Genomic DNA, 21,308 nt, shown 5'->3' on the forward strand with positions numbered 1-21,308 from the left:
TATTTTCAGCGCTCGATGATAAAAAATAGCTAAACGAATAATTCTCATTTACATTTGTTCAAAATATTCACAATTTATCCGTATTTAACTCTTATAATTCAAATAACTTTCTTAACTCTTTACTGCCAATCATGCCAAAAATAAAACCAGCAAAATTGATCGTAGCCATCATCGCTGCTCTGGCGATCGCTGTCACAGCATGGCATTTTTTAAAACCGAAACAAGAGCAACCGCAGTACATTACGGCTGAAGTCAGTCGTGGGGATATCGAAAACTCAGTGCTTGCAACTGGTGTGCTTGAAGCAACCAAAATGGTCAGCGTTGGTGCGCAGGTTTCAGGTCAGGTTAAAAAAATGTATGTGCAACTTGGCGATGAAGTGAAACAAGGTCAATTGATTGCACAAATCGATTCGGTACGTCAGGAAAATGACCTTAAAACAGCCGAAGCCAGTATTAAAAATCAACAAGCGCAATTGGCAGTAAAAAATGCAAATTTAGCCAAAGTCGATGCTGAATATAAGCGTCAGCAAGCGATGTACGCTCAAGATGCGACTAGTCGTGCAGAACTAGAATCTGCGCTAGCAAGTTATAAAACTGCGCAAGCTGATATTGCAGCCATTAATGCACAAATCGAACAATCACGTTTAACTTTAGCGACTGCAAAAGAAGACTTAGGCTATACACAGATTGTTGCACCTATGGATGGAACCATCGTGGCGATTGTGACTGAAGAAGGTCAAACCGTAAACGCCAACCAAAGTGCGCCAACCATTGTGAAATTGGCAAAACTCGACACCATGACCATTAAAGCTGAAATTTCTGAAGCCGATGTCATGAAAGTTCAAGAAGGCCAAAATGTTTACTTTACGACGTTGGGCGACAGTGAAACAAAACACTATGCTACCCTGCGCCAAGTTGAACCTGCGCCAAACTCAATTAACACCGAAAGCAACAGCAATACCTCTTCGTCTTCAAGTACTGCGGTTTACTACAACGCGCTATTTGATGTCCCGAATGCAGACGGCAAATTGCGTATCGATATGACCGCTCAGGTGTATATCATTTTAGACGAAGCCAAGAATGTCTTGACTGTCCCTGCTGCAGCCGTACAAACCTCGAACCGTCCACAACGTAGCCGAAATAATACGTCTACCGATGGTCAATCTGCTGATAAAAATGCCAACGCAGAAGCAAAATCGAACAAAAACAATCCAAATCGCCCTAAACGTTTAGAACTGACTGAAGCTGAAAAAGCATTGGTCAAACAAGGTAAAGCGAGCGTTGCCATGGTGCGTGTATTGCAAGCGGATGGTTCTGCGCATCCTCAACCTGTATTACTTGGTTTAAATAACCGTGTGACCGCACAAGTGATCCGTGGCTTAAAACAAGGTGACAAAGTCGTGATTGCCGACGGTTCAGATACCTCTAATGATTCAGCGAAACGCAGCAACCGTGGTGGTGCTGGCGGCCCAATGAGAATGTAATGATGAGTCAAAATCAGACGCCTCTACTCGAGGTCAAGAATCTGACTCGTGAATTCCCTGCCGGTGAAAGCACAGTCCAGATTCTAAAAGGGGTTAATCTTGAGATTTACCCAGGTGAACTGGTGGCGATTGTAGGTCAGTCCGGTTCTGGTAAATCCACCCTCATGAACATTTTGGGGTGTTTAGATAAGCCAACCAATGGCAGTTACAAGGTCAAGGGGCGTGAAACCCGTGAACTTGAACCTGATGAACTGGCACAGTTACGCCGTGAATATTTTGGCTTTATTTTCCAGCGTTATCACTTACTCGGTGATTTAAATGCTGCTGGTAACGTTGAAGTTCCCGCGATCTATGCCGGTGCAGATGCAACCGAACGCAATGCACGTGCCAAGCAACTGCTGACCGACCTAGGACTGGGTGAAAAAACCCAAAACCGTCCGAGTCAACTTTCGGGTGGTCAGCAACAACGTGTGTCGATTGCACGTGCCCTCATGAATGGTGGCGATGTTATTCTTGCCGATGAACCCACCGGTGCATTAGATAAGAATAGTGGTATTGAAGTAATGCGGATTTTGCGCGAACTCAATGCCAAAGGTCATACCATTATTTTGGTCACGCACGACCATAATGTTGCAAAAAATGCGACTCGAATTATTGAAATTTCAGACGGTAACATCATTTCAGATCAACCCAATGTGCCTGATACAGATGATGAACCTTTAGAAAAGCAACAACTCGTTCCAAATACCCAGAAAAAAACCTCGAGCTGGCGCTCAGCCGTTGACCGTCTAGGTGAAGCATTCCGTATGGCGATCCTTGCCATGAATGCACACCGGATGCGGACCTTTCTCACCATGCTCGGGATTATTATCGGTATTGCGTCTGTGGTATCCGTGGTGGCCTTGGGTAATGGTTCGCAAAAGCAGATTTTAGAAAATATCAGCAGCTTGGGAACCAATACCATTACGGTTTATCAAGGTCGCGGCTTTGGTGATAATTCCAGATCATCCCAAGCCAAAACATTGATTCCTGCCGATGCAACGGCCCTTGCTGAGCAGCCTTATGTCGATGGTGTTAGTCCTTCAGTCAATTCATCTGTCACAGCACGTTTTAAAGACACAGAAGCGTCGACCACAGTGAATGGCGTGAGTGAAGATTTCTTCTATGTCAAAGGAATGAACTTCGCTTCGGGTCAGCCTTTTGATAAAGAAAGTGTGACTGAGCAAGCACAAGATGTGGTGATTGATAGTAATACTAAAAATACCTTCTTTGCAGATGGCACCAACCCTGTGGGTCAAGTCATTTTATTAGGCAGTGTGCCGAGCCGTATCATTGGCGTGATCGAAGAACAAAAAAGCATGATGGGTAACTCAGATAGCCTGAATGTGTATTTGCCCTATTCAACGGTCATGAGTCGTATGCTAGGTCAGTCGAACGTACGTAGCATCATTGTCCGAGTGAAAGATGAATACCCAAGTGCCGCTGCTGAAAACGCCATATTAAACTTGTTGGTGCAACGTCATGGCGCGCAAGATGTCTTTACACAGAACTCCGATAGTATCCGGGAAACCATTCAACAAACAACTGCAACAATGACTTTACTGGTTTCAGCGATTGCGGTGATTTCATTGATCGTCGGTGGTATTGGGGTCATGAACATTATGTTGGTTTCTGTGACTGAGCGTACCCAAGAAATTGGTGTACGTATGGCCGTGGGTGCCCGTCAAAGTGACATTTTACAGCAGTTCCTGATTGAGGCGGTGTTGGTGTGTATCTTAGGCGGTGTGCTTGGGGTTTTATTATCTTTAGGTATTGGACAATTGATTAGTCATTTTGCCGGTGGAACATTCCAAATGGCCTACTCAACGACATCTATCGTTGCTGCATTTGTCTGCTCAAGTATGATTGGTATTGTGTTTGGCTTTATACCTGCACGTAATGCCGCACAGCTAAACCCTGTCGATGCGCTTTCTCGCGAATAAGGAAATAATGATGCAAATGACGTTAACTAAACTTGCAAGTGCCTTCATTCTCGGAAGTAGCTTAGTCGGCTGTGCCGCTGTGGTTAAGACGCCGTATGAAGCCCCTGTAACACAAATCCCGACGCAATTTCAAAATGCGAAAGCCATGAGTCAGCAAGTTCATGCCGATACTTATGCTGACCAATGGTGGACATTGTTTAATGATGCTCAATTGAACCAGTTGGTGAATCAAGTTTTAGCTGCCAATACAGACCTTGCTGTTGCAGGTATTAATTTACAGCAAGCTCGACTAAAAGCTGGTTTGGCTGAGAATCAGCAAGAGCCACGCGTTAGTTCAGGTGTTTCGACTGGACATAACTTTGACCTTAACTCAGGTGATGATTCCTCAAAAGGTGTATCACTCAGTGGTGGCGTCAGTTATGAAGTAGATTTATTTGGTCGTTTGGCTAGCCAGACTGAGGCCGCAAAATGGGAAGCTTTAGCAACTGAACAAGACCTGCAAGCCACTGCCCAAAGCTTGATTGCAACAACAGCAAACCTATATTGGCAACTTGGCTATTTAAATGAGCGCTACAGTATTGCGCAGCAAAACTTAGCCAGTACGCAAAAAACCTATGACTTGGTCAAGGTGCAATATAAAGCTGGTGCTGTGTCAGGTTTAGATCTAACGCAAGCGGAACAGTCGGTCCAAAGTCAAAAAGCGACCTTAAGCCAAATTGCCCAACAAAAAGTGGAAACACGTACTGCATTGGCTGTGTTATTGCATCAACCTGTGCAACAACTGAATATTTCAGAGCCGCAACGTTTACCTCGAATTGCATTACCGACGATTGCAGCAGGTTTACCTGCCGAGTTATTGTCTCGCCGTCCAGATTTACAAGCGAGCGAATTAAGATTACGTAAAGCTTTGGCAAATAAAGATGCAACGAAAGCGAGTTACTATCCTTCGATTAGTTTAACTGGCAGTTTAGGTTCGAGCAGTACCTCTTTGAGTAACTTATTGCAAAACCCCGCTTTGGCTTTGGGTGCAAGTTTAAGTTTACCTTTCTTGCAATATAACGATATGAAGAAAGACCTTGCGATTAGTGATTTGGATTATGAAAAATCTATTATTCAATATCGTCAGACCTTGTATCAGGCTTTTGCCGATGTGGAAAATGCGCTATCCAATCGTACTGAGTTAAGTCAACAAGTTGCTTTGCAAGAGCGTAATGTGCAGCTTGCAGAAAAGACTGAGCGTTTGACTGAGGTTCGTTATCGTAATGGTGCAATTGCGTTGAAAAACTTGCTGGATGCACAGGAGACCACACGTAATGCGCGACTGTCTTTGGTTCAAACCAAGCAGAGTCAATATAATGCTTATGTGACTTTAATGCAGGCGTTGGGTGGCAGTCCGATTCAGCAGTTGCCTTAAGTTCGATATTAAAAAAGCCCTGAGGGGCTTTTTTTACATCTAAAGGGTTTAAATAACAAAAACTCTCTTTTTGAGATATTAAATTTGCTTTATTCTTTGACAATATTTTAACAACTCTATAATTTTAAAGAATATGATCAATCGAAATTTAGCCATTATTTTACTATCTACTTTTGCTTTAAGTGCTTGTGCAAAAAGTGCGAATGAGCCACAAACTCCTTCTAATAATCAAAAAAGTGCTTCTCCTGAGCTACAATCCAAAATTCAAAAACTGGTTGAAAAAACTAAAAGAAATATGATTTTTGTGGAAGGTGGCGAATATCTGATGGGCGATTTTGGTCGAGTTACCTCTGAACTTGAAAAGACCGTTCCAAATAGTGCTGCTGTTAAAAATCCAAAAGGCAATACTCAAAAAATAGAAAACCTCCCGTTTATTCCGACCACTAAAGGATATAACTTACATAAAGTCATTCTTGATAATTTCAGCATGAATGCTTATAAAACCACGATCAACGATTACAACCTGTTTGCTCAGACTAAAGGCTATCCTTTAATCCAGACAATTCTTTACAAGCCTGAAATACTAGATGAAATTGCTGCTGGCGTATCTTGGTATCAAGGTAAGGAATATTGCAACTGGCTTGGTGAGCAAGTTGGGGTACCTATGGATTTACCAACAGAGGCTCAATGGGAATATGCTGCACGTAATAAAGGTCAATATATTCTATTTGCAACTAATAATGGTAAAATAATACAAAATTCAAACGTTTGGAGTTTAGATAAATTTCATCAATACAGGCAAAAATATGTTCCTGATACCGCTTTGATTTTACCAATTTTAGGAAAAAACCCACCAACACCACTAGGCTTTTATGATTTAATCACAAGTAACTATGAGTGGATGAATGACTGGTATACTGAAGAATATATGACTACACCTGTTAAAAATCCTCAAGGCCCACAATCAGGCGTAGAGAAGGTATTACGCAGTTCTCCACCAATGGGGGCTGATAATCTTGCCATGATGGGAGGAATGACAGTGATACGTACAAAAGCGCTCCCTAAAAAAAATCCTGAAGATGAATTTAGTTATCTTGAAACTTCTGTACGGTGCGTTGCAAATACAATAAAGCCAATCAAGTGAGATATTAAGCTAACTCTGAACCATCAGAGTTAGCTTGATTCGCATTGGCTAAAAATATCTCAGCATCTCGATTATTTATCTCTAAAGGTTGAACAGGTTCAAAATTCACAGCACTTAAACTATCTTCATTAATAATATTCGGTTGTTCGATCATTTTTTCTCTGAGTTTTTTTAATTCCCGTGGATTATTCATCGGTACTTTTTCATGCAAAGGAACTGTTTTTACTACTTTTGACCTTAACTTTTCATATTGTTCAACAAACTCACTTCCACTTCCAGTTTCATTATTTAGCACATGCTCTTTAATAAAATCAGTACCCCGAGACCATAGACCATCATGCAAAAAACCTAACAATTGTTTTTCGATATAATCAATTCTTTTATTTGTTTTCGCTCCCAATGGATCTATACGTTGAAGAATATTCAACCATTCACCTTCAGTACTTACAGTCTCAAATATAGCAATGACAGCTTTTTTAAATGTAGGCAAAAAAGGCGTAATTCCATAATCTGGTTTATCAACCCAATGAGTTACTTTATTATGTCGAGTCATCTGGTAAATCAATATACCTTTTGCATTTGGTGGTCCATATTTTAGCCATTCAGGTTTTTTTATAATTGTTATTGCTAAATCTTTACCTTTTTCAGCTAATGCATATTTCATGTTAAACTTATTAATTTCAGTAGAAATATTTAACAGTGTTGTTGTCGTAACACTATCTTCTCCTAAAGCTAATACAGCAACATTACTAAATCTTTCAAATGCATCCTGTACAATAAAACTTAAAGTTCTAAAACCTGCACGCATAAGTTGATAATAAACCCACTTCACCATTTCAAAGATTTTTTTGAAGTCTATAGATAGATCAATAGCACCTTTAGCACCTACACCAAAACATAAAGCAGCTTTGGCTCTTATTCTAAATTGCCCTTCCCAATAAAAAAGTTTAAAGTTTACCCCAGCACCTATTCCTGCACTTACAGCAAAATCTGGAGCCAATGAAGCCAATGATACAAAATCTTCTGCTTCTGGTGACAACCACTGAAAATCCGCAGACATTTTCAAACCAGCTTCTGCACCCGCAAAAACATCAATTTGCCCTTCGCTACCAGCTCCACTTCCTGGAATTATTGAATCATCTTTGTCCATAGGGACAAATTTTGGACGCCCCGAACTTAAATTATTTGCAAGTGAAGGATTTTTGTTTCGTCGACCTGTCGCAGCTAATTTTTGTCCTTCTGCACTTTTACTGATTTCAATTCCTATACCTGCTGCAATTTTTGCTCCAGCAAAACCATATAACTCAGTAGTGTAAATAAGGCGAAAAGCACCTAAATCAATATCTTGATAATTAAGCATCCACCCTTTTTCAGAAGGGATACAATAAGTTAATTTAGTTTTGCCTTCAAAAAGCACCAATTTACCTTGAGCATTTGCCCCTACTTTAGCACTAAATTCATTACTCCCAGGTTTCCAATTTAGACTTGATGAAGCTCCTGCACTCGCAACGCACCTCAACCATTGTGATTGAGTGTCAAGTGTAAGATTATCCGAAAGTTTTACCTGCTCAACAAATGCCCCACTAAATGACGTAAAATCCCATACTTTCGTACCAGTGGATTTTGAATAAGCGGCTAACTCTAAATTGACCTTCTTAAATTCTTCTTCAATTATAGATTTATTAACCTTTATAGGATCTTTTAAACTCTTTAATTCTTTTCCTAAGGCTGTTACTTTAAAACTTTCTTTATTTTTCTTTTTTTGCTGTAATTGCATATAACGGTCTGTACGTAAATATCTACGTCTCAAATCAAACTCTTGGGTATTGCCATTGGGATTTTTTTTCTGTCTTGCTTCAAAAGTAATAACTTCTGTCAAATCTGCTTTATTTTTAAAATTTTTATTTAATTCATCTTCTATCGCTTTTTCTGCCTTTTTAATTTCGTCTTCAGCTGCTTTGACGCTAGTAATATTTCCAGATTTAATCGCTTCTGATAATGTAACTTTTGCTTCCTTGGCATTTGCAAAAATAATGTCTAGTTTCGAACTTTCCTTTTCAAACACCGCATAATCTTCAGATGATAAAACTACCATCTCTTCCCTTAATGTATTTAAAATAACAGGCGGTTTTCCTGTTCCTTGTAAGTTTACCGTGGTACTAATCTTATCTTTTGAAATACTCGCTACAGACTTTAATTTAACTACAATAAAATTATTTTTACTTAATGTTGCATAGTGATCTATTTCTTTCTTTTCTGGTTTTACTTCTTGATTGGCAAATTTAAATTTTACAAATACGAGATGCCCATCAGGCGAATATAGAACAGGAGTAAAACCATGTTTATCAGTTTTCTTTGTTTTTAATCCTTTTATTTGGATTTTTTTTTCTTTACCTGATTTATCAAATGTGTAGGTTTCAAAATCCACTAAAAAATCAAATGGCTTATTATTAAAATTCAAAACTCTATAGCGGTAATAATTTCTTATTTGATAATTCACTAATTTTATATTTTCATTTACTTTAAATCCTTTAGAACCATTTAGAAAATAGGCTAACTCCCAATCAGAATCACTCCGCTTTATCCACACATCATATTCACCATTTGGTAAATACATTTCTTTCGTAAAGCCTTGTGTATCTGTTTTTCCCCGCCTGTTACTCTTTAAAACAATTAGTTCATTGTTTTTCTGCATGTTAGCAATATTTTGTGCTTGTTTTTCCCAGTTAATGTTATTTGAACTATTAGGAAATGATAAAGGCTCAAGTTTTTTCGGAATTTTTTGATTTACTTCTTCTATAGTAGGAACTTTCATATCCCATAAATATTCTTCGTGTTTCTTCCCTTTTGGAACAATTGAATATTCCATCCCATGACATGGAATCAAATCATTATCAGGTAACACTTTTATATATAGTCTAATTTTTATTTTATTCATAAGTCTTCTTCAAATTTAGTAAAACTAGTTTCCTGATCAGTATTCAAAGTAATCTGAATTTTTTGCGGGCCTTTTGTCATCACTGTTTGAGTTTTACCCATATTATCAGTTACACCCTCAATCATTTCTCCATTCGGTAAAATCATCAAATATTCAGTATTCTTAATATGATTCCCGAACATATCTTTTGCTACATAAGTTAAATAATAATCAGGCAACAGCGCCAATTCAGGCTGTCGTGTATTGACTTTCTCACCCCCAACAAACTTATGCTGCCCCGCTTTTGCCTCAAACTTCCCACCTGTAGTTGGAAATATTCCCGAGCCATTCAGTTTTACCTGCGAACCACCCGCAGTTAAATTAATCTCTTTCGGACTGGTAATATATACCGTATCTTCGGTTGAAATAATCTGAATGCCCTTACGTGCAATCAGATCTAGTCCATCACCTTGCGCCTGAATCTCAATCTTACCCTTCCCTGCATACAGCCGTGCACCCTCTTGTGCTGCAAAAAAACTGATCTTTTTACTCGCATGCGCAATCAACGATTTTTGCGTCGAGATGTTAATGCTATCCCCAGCACTATGACTTAATTGCCCATCCGCTGAAATGTGTACATTTTCATTCGTACTTATCGCTATTGAATTTGGTGCAGCTAGTAGCATGACAGCTGATTTAAACTCAGCAGCTTTTTGCTGATCATCCTGACTTAATACCTCAATAAAGGCTTGAAGACTCTCTAGAACTTCAAGCGGGTCTGTCTGCTGGTTTTTTGCTACATCACTCAGCCCTTTAGCATTATTCAATGCGCTTTCGATTTGTGTATGGGCTTCATGGCTCGCTAAATGCACCGCACCTGCTTGTGCTTGCTGATGTGTCGACACCAATAAGCCTTGCCCAGCCCGTACTGCCCCCCATTGATCGGTCCGCAGCTCAAAACCCTCACCCCGACTTTCACTCTCAGCCTTTTCTTTAGGATGACTTAAATGACCTAAGTTCAGTTGTGTTGCACCATGGCTATTTTGCAACTGCGTACTAATTTGTCCTGTGGTGTCATCAAAGCGTAATTGACCAAATCCCTCTCCCGCCACTTCTTTAGAACGAATTCCCGCGAGTTTTTTGGTATCGGGTAATTGTCCTTTATTGTCAAATTTAGTGGGACTACGCTGCGCTTCATGAATACGCCCCACGACAAAAGGTCGGTCAATGTTGCCATCAAAGAAATCAACGACGACTATTTCACCAATTCGAGGTAAGAAGCGTGCGCCATAACCTTCGCCGGCCCAAGGGGTCAACACATCAACCCAAGCCGAGTCTGTGTCATTATTGTTCGCACCTGCACCGCCATCATGACCATGATCATCTGAACGGGTAAACAGAAAACGGACTTTTATCCGCCCCCATTCATCAACATGGATTTCTTCACCGGCAGGACCCACAACTTTAGCACGTTGTGGATGTGTTACTGGTCGATGTGTAAGCGGATTAAATTCAGGGACGGTCGTAATATTTCGACGTTGCAAAGCCAAGGTATTGGCTTGGCGTTCATCCGCATCGCTTTGTTTGACTTGCCACTGACTTTGATGGATCAGTTGTGTAACTTGATCGGTTAAGTCTTTGGGTAAATTATTTTGATTATAAAAAGACTTGGATAAAATCAAAAATTCTTGATCTGCACCGTTATGCTGATCAATTTCAGGATGCTCATCTAATTTGAACCAATAACCAACTTGCGTATCACGTACGGTACTTTTGGCAATAAATTGTTTGGCTTGAGCCGCATAATAATCACTAAAATTTTGATTGAGACGTTCAACTTGAGCACTATTAGAGGCAGTTGCAGCATCTTCACCATTCAGATCTTGCATCCATGCAGGGCTCACATGCCATGCCTGCTCTAAGCTTAAGCTCGCATTATCTTGATTTTGACTATGTAGGTGCTTGCTTTGTACTGCACCACCACCCTCGTCCTGTTCAAGCACATCTGCCTGCCATCGTTGCACATGCACAGACGTCGGTTGCAGACTACGCTGACCGATAAAACTGGTCATACTGTCATTTTTTTCAGTCGCACTACTGCGATGAAAACGGATATTACGTCGCTCCAAAGCTTGATATTGGCTATTTTCATCAATCAAACGTAGCTTTTGAGCTGCAATGGGTGTCGCAGACGATGTTACAAAGCGTTGAGCTTCATCAACCAACCAATGAATGCCTTCACTGCGTAGTAAGCGGGTAATAAAATCATAGTCGGTTTCATTACTTTGCATCATGAATGGTCGGACGTCATACTCTTTTTTTAAGCCACTTAAGTCCAAACTTAAGCTCGCTGCAAAAAGTGGGCTCTTTTTTTGCCATTCTTTAAAAATAATCTCGACCACATCTTTGACCGATTTATTCATAAACACGCGGCTATTACGACGCTTATGCCACAATGCCGTTGCATCTTCTAAGGTCAACTTATATAGCGTTAATGCACCATCACATTGGCCTTGAAATGCTTCTGTAATGATCCCAGTAATACGAAAAAGCTGACCCGCATCGGTTACCTGATCGATTGCGACTTGCGTACCAATAAATTGTTTGAGTTCTAAGGTGGCAGAAGTCGATAGACAAATCAGTTGTACATTTAAACCCGTACTAAGCGCATGTTCCCCATCAATGCGTTGTAAAAATACCGCCTGATTTAGTGTCGAATTTGAAAATTGAATGTGCAAAGCACGTTTTTGTGGACTAATGCCCAATTTTTCAATTGCAGAATATATATTGTTCAGCATCGTTATTATCTAAAATCAGATTTTTATAAAATATGCGGGGTATTTAATCAAAAAAACTCATATTTTTCTAGGCATAATCTGCCTGCTTTTTTGGGTTTTATGTAAGTAAAAATTCAAATTTCTACATCAATTCTTTATGTTATTTTTACCCTATTTTTTCAGTATAAAAAAATAGAAGAGACCATCAAACTAAACCTCAGGTCTCTTCATACCACCTTACTGCCTTGCATCAATATTAATTGGCATTTAAAAATGCGTGAATATTCTCCAATTGTTCTTGTGCTTCAACATAGCCTTGCAAGGCTGTTTTTTCCAAATATTGCTGTGCAATTTTAAGATCACGCTCTACGCCCATGCCATGAATATAGAAATAACCCAATCGCGTTAATGCCGCAGCATTCATCCCCTGAGCCGCTTGTGCATAATAGCTATGCGCTTGCGTTAAATCTTGCTGTACACCTAAACCATGTTCTGACATTTCACCAAGCTGGTACAAGGCAGTCACATTTCCCAATGCGGCCGCTTGCGAAAAATACTGCAACGCTTGTTGGAAATCTTGTGTTCCCCATTGTCCTTTTAAATTAACCAGACCCAGTTGCGTGAGTGCATCAGGGTGGCCTAATTTTGCCGCCTTCAACAATGCTCGCTGGGTTTGAGCTTCATCAAATTGTAGATCAGGCAAGATATTGTCCACGGCTAAACGGTAGAGATACCAAGCAGCATCCTGCGAACCTTGTTCTGCGGCTTTTTCCAGATAACTCAGACACTGATCACGATGTGCTAAAGGATATTCTGGCAATGCATAAAAACGTCCAATCACATAGTTTTGATCGGCGACACAAGTAATGGACATATCATTTAAATGCCTAGCAGCTTCAATTAAAAGTTGCTGCGCTTGCTTGATATTTCGCTCAACACCGACCCCATGTAGGTAGCATAGTGCCAAACCGACTTGGTTAATGAATAATGGTTTGAATTGATACGCTGTTTGATATAACTCAAATGCTTTTTGTGGATCATCACTAACCAAATACTTTTCAAAATACAGCGCTGCAATAAGACTAATTGCATCAGCATCTTTAAGTTGAGCAGCTTCGGTCAGAAAGCGAAAACCTAAAGTTTCCTGCTTCTCCAAATACCAACCATGAAAATGTGCAATGCCTAATAATCGGCTGGCTGCTGCAACTTTGTGCTCTTTGGCCTGCTGCAAAAGATCATGATACACCCGCTGACGCTGATCGACATCGATCTTACCCATCAATACTGCTTGATAATATTCATACAACTGCTGCTGGTGCCCGAGTAGCAATCCTCGCTTTAAATATTGCAATGACTTTTCATCATTTTGCGCAAGATACTTTCCTTGTGCATAGAATTGCTGCAATTGCTGCATAGCCGCCATATGATCTTGTTGAGCAGCTTTCAGTAAATATTCCACTCCCAAAGTAATATTTGGCGTGGCTTGGTTTAAATAGAACTGTGCCAATTGATACTGTGAATTGGCATGTCCATTGTCCGCATTTTTTTGCAACAAATCTAAATGTTGCTGCTCAGCATGTGTCTGATCTTCTGGGTTTAGTTCAGCGAGTCGATATTGTGCATCCAAATGACCGCGTGAAATCGCATGTCGATACCAATATTGCGCTTTTTCAAGATTGGGCACACCGCCATAGATACCTTCTTCAACTTGCCCCAACACATATGCAGCATCATCACTGCCCAAAGTATTGGCTTTTTCCAATAAAGCCAGCGCATTTTCCACACTGACTTCTCGGCCTAAGCCTTGTAAATGCATCTGTCCCATAGCGACATAAGCTTGCGGAATTTCATGCTGTTTGGCCAAATTTTGATACAACTCATAGGCACGCGTATAGTCAGTCGGCGCATCAAGCATTAAACGTTCTGCGAATTTCAGCTGCGCATCTAATTGGTCTATCCACAAGTCATGCCCAACCGCTTTAGCCTGATCGCGTTTCACTGGATCGGGTCTTTTCCACATCCAAAACGCAAGTGCTCCCATCCCCAAAATTAGTATCAGTAAAAACCACATACTCGCCCCAAAAAAATCAATATTTTAATTATTCCAACATTGTGTCTGATTTTAATTCTATATACAAAAAAAGCACCGAATTCGGTGCTTTATTTTTTTCAAAATGAGATAGCTGTCATGCTTTTGCTCGTTTTGCATCAAGTTTTTTGAGCACCTCTGACACAGCCACCATCGCAAAGCTGGACGTCACCACTACTGCTGAACCATATCCACCACAACGTAAGCCTGCACTTGGACAAACATCAGCACTGGAAAATGGATTATCAATCGAATAAACACAGGTAATGCCAAACTTTTCTTTCGGCTTTTTACAAATGCCTTTGCCGCGTAATTGTGTCCGCAATTTGGCTAACATCGGGTCTTGCTCTGTTCTTGATAAATCTGCGACTCGGATTTTCAGCGGATCAAGTTTACCCCCTGCTCCACCGGAAACGATCAACGGAATTTTATTAAAACGGCAATGTAGCATTAAGGCAAATTTGGCCTTCACATCATCAATACAATCTAAAATTAGGTCAGGAGCACCTGCCAAAATTTCTTTGACATTTTCAGGTGTGAGATAATCATCAATCAAATTTATTTTTATTCGGGGATTAATCGCACGGCAGCGCTCTGCCATCACTTCAATTTTTTCTTGTCCCAGTGTCGTGCTCATGGCTGGCAATTGTCGATTAATATTCGATGCAGCAACCACATCCATATCGACCAATGTTAGCTCACCAATACCTGTACGCGCTAAAGCTTCGACCGCCCATGAGCCTACACCGCCGATCCCAATCACCATGACATGACTTTTTTCATAATGATGAAAACTTTCATCACTATATATTTTGGCTACGCCAGCAAAACGGCGGTCATATTCATCATCTTGGAGCAGTTCAGTCATAGATTTGGAGGCAGTGTTAAATCAGCCGCCATTTTAGCAAATTCACTGCTTTTTTTCTTTGATAAAACGCAATTCAGGGTACATCGCAACAGAGCGGCATTCGCATCAGGTCTAAATCCATCAAAATAAACATTTACAGCGAACGGAGATCTGCTTTAAAAATATAACCATAGATCAAAAGCTCAAGTGTGTATTGCCATGGACATCCATCCTCTGCCAAATAATTTAAAAATCACCGATGACCAAAATGAAATAGATTTAGACACCGTGCATCGTTTTTTAAGCCATACCTATTGGTCAAAAGATATTCCAAAACATGTGGTGAAAAAAGCGATTGAAAACTCTTTGGCCGTGGCCTTACTTCTCGATGATGAACTCATCGGTTTTGGTCGTGCCATTACGGATTATGCAACTTTTGCCTATTTAGCCGATATTTATGTCGCCGATGCGCATCGAGGCAAAGGCTATTCAAAATTGATAGTGAGTACTTTATTTGAAAAATGTGGCTCCTCAGATCTAAGACGCATGTTACTTGCAACGGCGGATGCACATGGTTTATATCGTCAATTTGGCTTTACCGATTTAGCTCAACCTGCAAATTTCCTCGAGATTCATCAAGCCAACATCTATCAACGATAAAGAAAATATCTCGGATAAAAAAAGAGGCTTTCGCCTCATTTTCGATCTTACAACCTTAGTCTTTATTCATAATAAAGAAATATTCACGGTAGTATTTGAGCTCTGCAATCGAGTCACGGATATCATCCATCGCCAAATGCGACGCATTTTTCTTTAAGCCACCCATGATCTCTGGGCGCCAGCGTTTCGCCAATTCTTTCACTGATGATACATCGAGATTACGGTAGTGGAAGTATTGTTCCATTTCAGGCATTAAACGATGCAAGAAACGACGATCTTGGCAAATTGAGTTACCGCACATCGGTGATGATTTTGGATTCACCCATTTTTTCAAGAATTCTAAAGTTTGCTGTTCAGCATCTTGTGCTGTCAATTTACTACGACGTACACGTTCGATCAGACCTGATTGACCATGTTGGCGAGTGTTCCATTCATCCATCGCATTGAGCACACGGTCAGACTGATGTACCGCAAGCACAGGCCCTTCCGCCAGAATATTTAAATTATCATCCGTCACAATTGTTGCAACTTCAATAATCTGGTCGTTATCTGTATCTAGACCTGTCATTTCAAGGTCAATCCAAATCAGGCGTGTATCAGGTGTGCTGCTCATAAATGTGCAATCTTATTAGGCTGTAAAAATGAACATAGTAGCAAATTTATTGGGCTTGCGCTGTAAATAGACCCTGCTTTCATGCTATTTTTGCCATCTAGTTTTCATGGTTTTTTAGGATATGAATGGCTTTAATTCGTAAGCGCCGACTGACTGAACAGCAGCAACGTCGCATTCAGAAGCAACATAAATCTCGTCAGGAAGAAATCGATACTTCTGCAGATTTGGAAGGCTTGGTCGTCCAACATTATGGTCGTCAACTTGAAGTTCAAGCGCTGTCTACACCCGACCAGCATCCTGAAAAACCCGTTGTGCAAGCAGGTGAACCTGAACCACATTGGAAACCCATCGAATTAGGCAGTGTTTGGCGCTGCCATACCCGTACCAATCTCGAATTATTAGTGACGGGTGACCGTGTCAAATGGCAAGCTGACCCGATCACAGGGTTAGGGATTATTACCGCGATTCATCCACGCCAATCTTTACTGACACGCCCTGACCGTTATCACAAAGTGAAACCTGTCGCAGCCAATGTCAGCCTGATTGTGATTGTATTTGCACCGCTTCCTGAGCCAGCACCAGGCCTGATTGACCGCTATTTGGTGGCCTGCGCAGATGCCGATATTCCAGCTTTATTGGTCTTAAATAAATCCGATTTGCTTAAAGACAATGATCCGATCTTAACGCTATTACAAGAATATCGTGACTTGGGCTATGAGGTCATGCAAACCCAATCTGATGGTGACTTAAGCGCACTTTCTGCTCGACTTTCTGGTGAAACTGTCGCATTTGTAGGTCAGTCTGGGGTTGGTAAAAGTACTTTAATTAATGCCATTGTTCCGGATGCTGCGCAAAAAACCAATATTATTTCGGAAAACTCCGCGCTTGGTCAGCACACTACCACGTCTACGCGCTTAATTGCGTTTGGTGAAGGTTCTGCATTGATTGATTCACCGGGAATTCGTGAATTTGGTTTATGGCACTTAGAACTGGAAAAAGTTCAACAAGGTTTCCCTGAGATCGAGTCACATTTGGGTTATTGTCAGTTCCGTAACTGTACGCATAAACATGAAAAGCAATGTGCGCTTAGAATGGCTGCTCAAAATGGCGAAATTTTGCCGCGCCGATTAGACAGTTATTTACGTCTGATCGACGAAATCACGGAAGCGCAGCAAAAAAATTAATTTTTATTCTGTTCATGCCCTTGAAGGGGTGATTTTGATCACCATATTTATGGGCTATACTCTTGGCAATTTAAAATTGTAGTTAGGTGAATTGTGGAACGTTGGTTCGAATTTATGGGGAATCACCCCTTCTTATTTGGAACGCTGGCTGTATTGGTCGTGCTGTTCTTTATTCTTGAAGGCCAGCGTAATGGTCGCAAAATTTCACCTCAATCTTTAGGGATTTTAGTAAAAGCTAAAAATGCTCAATTGATTGACTTACGTGATGCGAAAGACTTCCGCGAAGGTCATATTAGCGGTAGCCGTAATATTCCATATAGCCAAATTACAAAACACATTGAAGAGTTAAAAACTTCTGATCGCCCGTTGGTTTTTGTATGTAACCTTGGTCAAGTGGCAGGTTCTGCATTACAACAAGTCGGTCATGCAGATGCATACCGTTTAGACGGCGGCATTAGCAACTGGAAAGCTCAAGGCTTACCTCTAGTTAAAAGCAAATAAGCGCTTCTTAGGAGATTAACATGGCTGAAGTTACGATTTATTCAACAACTGTATGTCCTTACTGCATTCGTGCAAAACAGCTCCTAGAGCGTAAAGGCGTGGCTTATAAAGAAATTAATTTATCCAATGAAGCGCCTGAAGTACGTGTTGAATTGATGCAACGCACCAACCACCGTACCGTTCCTCAAATTTTTATTAATGATCAGTTTATTGGCGGTTTTGACCAACTTTATGCTTTAGAGCGTGAAGGCAAACTCGACGGCATGCTATCTTAATTCTAAACATAAATCGTCACCTCATATTAAGGAATAAACAATGAGTGAAGAACAACAAGCTCAACCACAATTGGCATTAGAGCGTATTTATACTAAAGATATTTCTTTCGAAGTACCTGGGGCTCAAGTATTTACTAAAGAATGGCAGCCTGAACTAAATATCAATCTTTCTTCTTCTGCAGAAAAAGTTGATCCAACACACTTCGAAGTTTCACTCAAAGTTGTCGTTCAAGCAAACAATGCGGGTGACACGGCATTTATCGTTGACGTTACTCAAGCAGGTATCTTCCTGATCGATAGCGTTGAAGAAGAACGTCTTCCGTACATTCTTGGTGCTTATTGCCCAAATATCTTGTTCCCATTCCTACGTGAAGCAGTGAACGATATGGTTACTAAAGGCAGCTTCCCACAATTATTGCTTACACCAATTAACTTCGATGCTGAATTCGAAGCGAATTTGCAACGTGCGCAAACTGCTGCTGAAGGCCAAGCTTAATCGCTTATCTTCAAATCTAAAAAAGACCGCTTTTGCGGTCTTTTTTATTACTTTATTTATCCCCTCTCCTTCTAGGAGATGAGAAACACTGTTTCGCAAGGGGAGAGGTTTTTATTCCCTCACCCGAGCCCTCTCCCAAAGGGAGAGGCAACTTAAAGAGAATTACTCAGCATCTGCCATCAGATCAGCGCTCATACCTACAGTATTAAAGCCAGCATCAACATACAAAATTTCACCTGTAATACCATTTGCCCACGGTGAGCAAAGGAACAATGCTGCATTACCGACATCTTCAATGGTGACATTGCGTTTAAGCGGTGCAACTTTTTCATTTAGATCTAACATTTTACGGAAAGATTTAATCCCTGAAGCCGCTAAAGTACGAATCGGACCTGCTGAAATCGCATTTACACGAATACCTTCAGCGCCAAGACTTGTAGCCAAATAACGTACGCCTGCTTCTAGTGACGCTTTTGCCATGCCCATAACGTTATAGTTTGGCATTACACGTTCAGAACCTTGGTAAGTCAGCGTCAATAAGCAACCTTGACGCGCAGCCAATAAAGGTTTTGCCGCACGAGCCATTGCAATAAAGCTATATGCGCTGATGTCGTGAGCAATTTTAAAACCTTCACGGTCTGTAATATCAGTGAAATCGCCATCTAAAGTATGCGCCGGCGCAAAACCAATTGAATGCACAACACCGTCTAGACCATCCCAATGTTTAGCAAGTTCAGCAAAAGCGGTATCAATTTCAGCGTCCACTGCGACATCACATGGGAAAACTAAAGTTGAACCAAATTGTTCAGCAAAATCATCTACACGTTTTTTTAATTTTTCGTTTGGATAAGTAAAAGCCAGTTCTGCACCTTCGCGATGTAAAGCTTGCGCAATACCAAATGCGATTGATAACTTACTTGCAATACCCGCGATTAAAAAGCGTTTGCCAGCCAATAGTCCTTGTGCCATGTGAAACTCACTCAAAATAATTTAACAGCATAATGCCAAGTCTAAAGCATTTTAGAAATTGCATAATGCACCTTTTTTTAGAAAACCATCATTGCATGCACGATGCAAATGAAACTATATTCAATCAAGCAGCGTCAATATTTATTGGCCCTTAAGCGTCCAGATGCAATGCTTGTAATGAATTAGTCCATAAGATCTGTGCAATCTCAGATTCAGTACGGTTTAAGCTCTGAGCTAGCCCCTGCAAGACATAGGGCAAATTGACCGGCGTATTGCGAGTACGCCCTTCCTTTGAATGCTGACAACATAAGGGTGTCATATCTGGACAGTCAGTTTCTAAGACCAAATGATCTACACCCAAAGTCTGAACCACTTGATGTAATTTTTTTGCATTAGGATTGGTGATTTGCCCTGTTACACCGATTTTAAAACCTAGTTTGGTAAATGCCTTCGCTTCTTCAACACCACCACTAAATGCATGTGCGATACCACCAAGCTTAAATCGATGCTGCTTCAGCATCGAAAGCACCTCCGCATGAGATTTGCGAATATGCAGCAAAATGGGTTTATCAAACTGCTGTGCTAACTCAAGTTGTGCGGAAAAATACTGCTGCTGCTTTTGAAAAAGTTCAGGCTGTTTATGCTGTTTCAAAAAGGTATCTAAACCTATTTCACCCACAGCAACACAATCATGATGCTTTAGCATCTGCTCCACATCGAGCAAATGTTCTGTACGATGTTGCTCAATATAAAATGGATGTAAGCCGGGAGCTAAATAGCTAGTTGGAGCATTGGATAAACGAGCTAAAAACTCTTGAGTTTGCAGCAAATCTTGAAAACGTGACTGTACAAAACCAATCAATACCAACGCATCGACACCCGCCTGTTTGGCAGCATACGCCAACTGTTCCCGATCAGCGTCAAAATCAGGAACATCAAAATGCGTATGCGTATCAAACAGTGAGTAAGTCATTGCACTGATTAATTTGCTTTTGCGGCTGAGGCTTCAGCAGTTTCAACGGGAGGTAGATATTGCTTTTTCAATACACTTTGCAATTGATCATAAGGAATTGTCAAACGTGGTAAACCCACCACATACGGCCCAATTTCATATTCGGCATATTGCAAAATTAAACCTTGCTGACTCAGATAAAAATTATCAGACAGTTTAAATTTCCAAATCTGTTCGTATTCTTGAATATTGTCTGCCAACTTGGCATCTTTCACCCAAATTTTAAAGACTTCGTAGCCCCGCTTTTCAAGCTCTGCACGTTGATTAGGCAATAATATGTCATTGAGCTGTACCAATTTTTGAGTGCTTAAATCGAAGTTATAATATTGCTGTGCAGAAGAACCATGCGCTCCACCTAAATATGAACTGGTATTTAAAACCACCGTTGCTAAGGGTTTTTCTGCATTCAATATTTTAGGTTTAATCATCAGACTGATTTGCTGATTGGCACTTAAAGATTTCAACTCTTTATCTAAATTTAAGAACGCTTGCATATAAGGCTGCGTGGCTTTTTCCAATTTTAATTTGGGCGTTTCAACCTTGGCCAAAGCAGATTTTGCTTCAGATGCTGCAGGAACTTCACTTGCAGCGGGAGCGTCTTTGCTCAGCGTTTTATCCTCTAAAGGCGAAACAGATAGAATTTCGCCTAACTGTTTTAGAATTTCCGCATCAATAAATTCATCAATAAAGGCTTGATTACTGTTTAAGCGTTCAACTGAAATTTCAGGACAGACCCCGCCATCACATTCTGGTAAATTCAGTTGTAATTTTTCCGCATCACCAATCAGTTTTGCACTCAAATCTGGCTGTTCAGTTTTGGCTTGATCCGGCTTTTTTTCAGGTTCAGCTTGTTGTGGCTGACACGCCGTGAATGCAACAGAAACTGCCAATATTGAGCTTGCCCAAATTTTATTTTTTTGCACCATTGCTTCAACCTTTCATTT

At 40.6% G+C, this 21,308-nt stretch carries 17 protein-coding genes; 9 read left to right on the forward strand and 8 right to left on the reverse strand.

Annotated elements, in window-relative coordinates; translation table 11 throughout:
- Positions 1–131 precede the first annotated feature (131 nt).
- From B1202_RS05770 to B1202_RS05785, 4 genes are all read left to right on the forward strand, one after another.
- On the forward strand, positions 132–1,484 hold the full coding sequence (locus B1202_RS05770; RefSeq protein ID WP_078189630.1) for a MacA family efflux pump subunit: 1,353 nt from the start codon (positions 132–134) through the stop codon (positions 1,482–1,484).
- Between the two features lie 2 nt (positions 1,485–1,486).
- Positions 1,487–3,466, forward strand: coding sequence for a MacB family efflux pump subunit (locus B1202_RS05775; protein ID WP_078189837.1), 1,980 nt, complete (start codon positions 1,487–1,489; stop codon positions 3,464–3,466).
- A 10-nt stretch (positions 3,467–3,476) separates the two neighbouring features.
- Entirely contained in the window at positions 3,477–4,880 is a 1,404-nt protein-coding gene (locus B1202_RS05780) for an efflux transporter outer membrane subunit (RefSeq protein ID WP_078189631.1), read from the forward strand.
- A gap of 133 nt (positions 4,881–5,013) precedes the next feature.
- Positions 5,014–6,024 (forward strand): formylglycine-generating enzyme family protein, encoded by a 1,011-nt coding sequence (locus B1202_RS05785; RefSeq protein WP_078189632.1) that lies wholly within the window; start codon positions 5,014–5,016, stop codon positions 6,022–6,024.
- 4 nt (positions 6,025–6,028) lie between these two features.
- Here the strand turns inward: B1202_RS05785 and B1202_RS05790 are convergent, their stop codons facing one another.
- From B1202_RS05790 to B1202_RS05805, 4 genes are all read right to left on the reverse strand, one after another.
- Positions 6,029–8,962: an ATPase gene (locus B1202_RS05790; RefSeq protein ID WP_078189633.1), complete on the reverse strand. Its 2,934-nt coding sequence runs from the start codon at positions 8,960–8,962 to the stop codon at positions 6,029–6,031.
- Positions 8,959–11,739 carry a type VI secretion system Vgr family protein gene (locus tag B1202_RS05795; protein ID WP_078189634.1) on the reverse strand — a complete coding sequence of 927 codons (2,781 nt, stop codon included), beginning with the start codon at positions 11,737–11,739 and terminating at the stop codon, positions 8,959–8,961. The genes B1202_RS05790 and B1202_RS05795 overlap by 4 nt, the downstream gene beginning before the upstream one ends.
- 235 nt (positions 11,740–11,974) lie before the next feature.
- Positions 11,975–13,789, reverse strand: a complete 1,815-nt coding sequence (locus B1202_RS05800) for a tetratricopeptide repeat protein (RefSeq protein ID WP_078189635.1) — start codon at positions 13,787–13,789, stop codon at positions 11,975–11,977.
- A 115-nt stretch (positions 13,790–13,904) separates the two neighbouring features.
- Positions 13,905–14,675, reverse strand: a complete 771-nt coding sequence (locus B1202_RS05805) for a ThiF family adenylyltransferase (RefSeq protein ID WP_078189636.1) — start codon at positions 14,673–14,675, stop codon at positions 13,905–13,907.
- A 198-nt stretch (positions 14,676–14,873) separates the two neighbouring features.
- Between B1202_RS05805 and B1202_RS05810 the strand changes: the two genes are divergently transcribed.
- Positions 14,874–15,314: a GNAT family N-acetyltransferase gene (locus tag B1202_RS05810; RefSeq protein ID WP_078189637.1), complete on the forward strand. Its 441-nt coding sequence runs from the start codon at positions 14,874–14,876 to the stop codon at positions 15,312–15,314.
- A 55-nt stretch (positions 15,315–15,369) separates the two neighbouring features.
- On the opposite strand, the gene orn is transcribed toward B1202_RS05810, so the two are convergent.
- Positions 15,370–15,927 (reverse strand): oligoribonuclease, encoded by a 558-nt coding sequence (gene orn, locus B1202_RS05815; protein WP_067763591.1) that lies wholly within the window; start codon positions 15,925–15,927, stop codon positions 15,370–15,372.
- 125 nt (positions 15,928–16,052) lie between these two features.
- Between orn and rsgA the strand changes: the two genes are divergently transcribed.
- The 4 genes from rsgA (at position 16,053) to secB (ending at position 18,383) form a co-directional block, all read left to right on the forward strand.
- Positions 16,053–17,111, forward strand: a complete 1,059-nt coding sequence (gene rsgA / locus B1202_RS05820) for a ribosome small subunit-dependent GTPase A (protein WP_078189638.1) — start codon at positions 16,053–16,055, stop codon at positions 17,109–17,111.
- A gap of 93 nt (positions 17,112–17,204) precedes the next feature.
- Positions 17,205–17,612 (forward strand): rhodanese-like domain-containing protein, encoded by a 408-nt coding sequence (locus B1202_RS05825; RefSeq protein WP_078189639.1) that lies wholly within the window; start codon positions 17,205–17,207, stop codon positions 17,610–17,612.
- A 20-nt stretch (positions 17,613–17,632) separates the two neighbouring features.
- A complete protein-coding gene (gene grxC, locus B1202_RS05830; protein WP_078189640.1) occupies positions 17,633–17,887 on the forward strand; it encodes a glutaredoxin 3 in 255 nt (84 codons plus the stop codon).
- 40 nt (positions 17,888–17,927) lie between these two features.
- Complete coding sequence (secB, locus tag B1202_RS05835; RefSeq protein ID WP_078189641.1) at positions 17,928–18,383, forward strand: protein-export chaperone SecB; 456 nt, start codon at positions 17,928–17,930, stop codon at positions 18,381–18,383.
- Between the two features lie 162 nt (positions 18,384–18,545).
- Here secB and B1202_RS05840 read toward each other — a convergent pair whose 3' ends face one another.
- From B1202_RS05840 to B1202_RS05850, 3 genes are all read right to left on the reverse strand, one after another.
- Positions 18,546–19,352: an enoyl-ACP reductase FabI gene (locus B1202_RS05840; protein WP_078189642.1), complete on the reverse strand. Its 807-nt coding sequence runs from the start codon at positions 19,350–19,352 to the stop codon at positions 18,546–18,548.
- Between the two features lie 151 nt (positions 19,353–19,503).
- Entirely contained in the window at positions 19,504–20,325 is an 822-nt protein-coding gene (locus B1202_RS05845) for a TatD family hydrolase (protein WP_078189643.1), read from the reverse strand.
- An 8-nt stretch (positions 20,326–20,333) separates the two neighbouring features.
- Positions 20,334–21,290: an RsiV family protein gene (locus B1202_RS05850; protein WP_078189644.1), complete on the reverse strand. Its 957-nt coding sequence runs from the start codon at positions 21,288–21,290 to the stop codon at positions 20,334–20,336.
- Between the last annotated feature and the right edge of the window lie 18 nt (positions 21,291–21,308).

It is taken from the genome of Acinetobacter amyesii, assembly GCF_002018365.1.
Classification (GTDB): domain Bacteria; phylum Pseudomonadota; class Gammaproteobacteria; order Pseudomonadales; family Moraxellaceae; genus Acinetobacter; species Acinetobacter amyesii.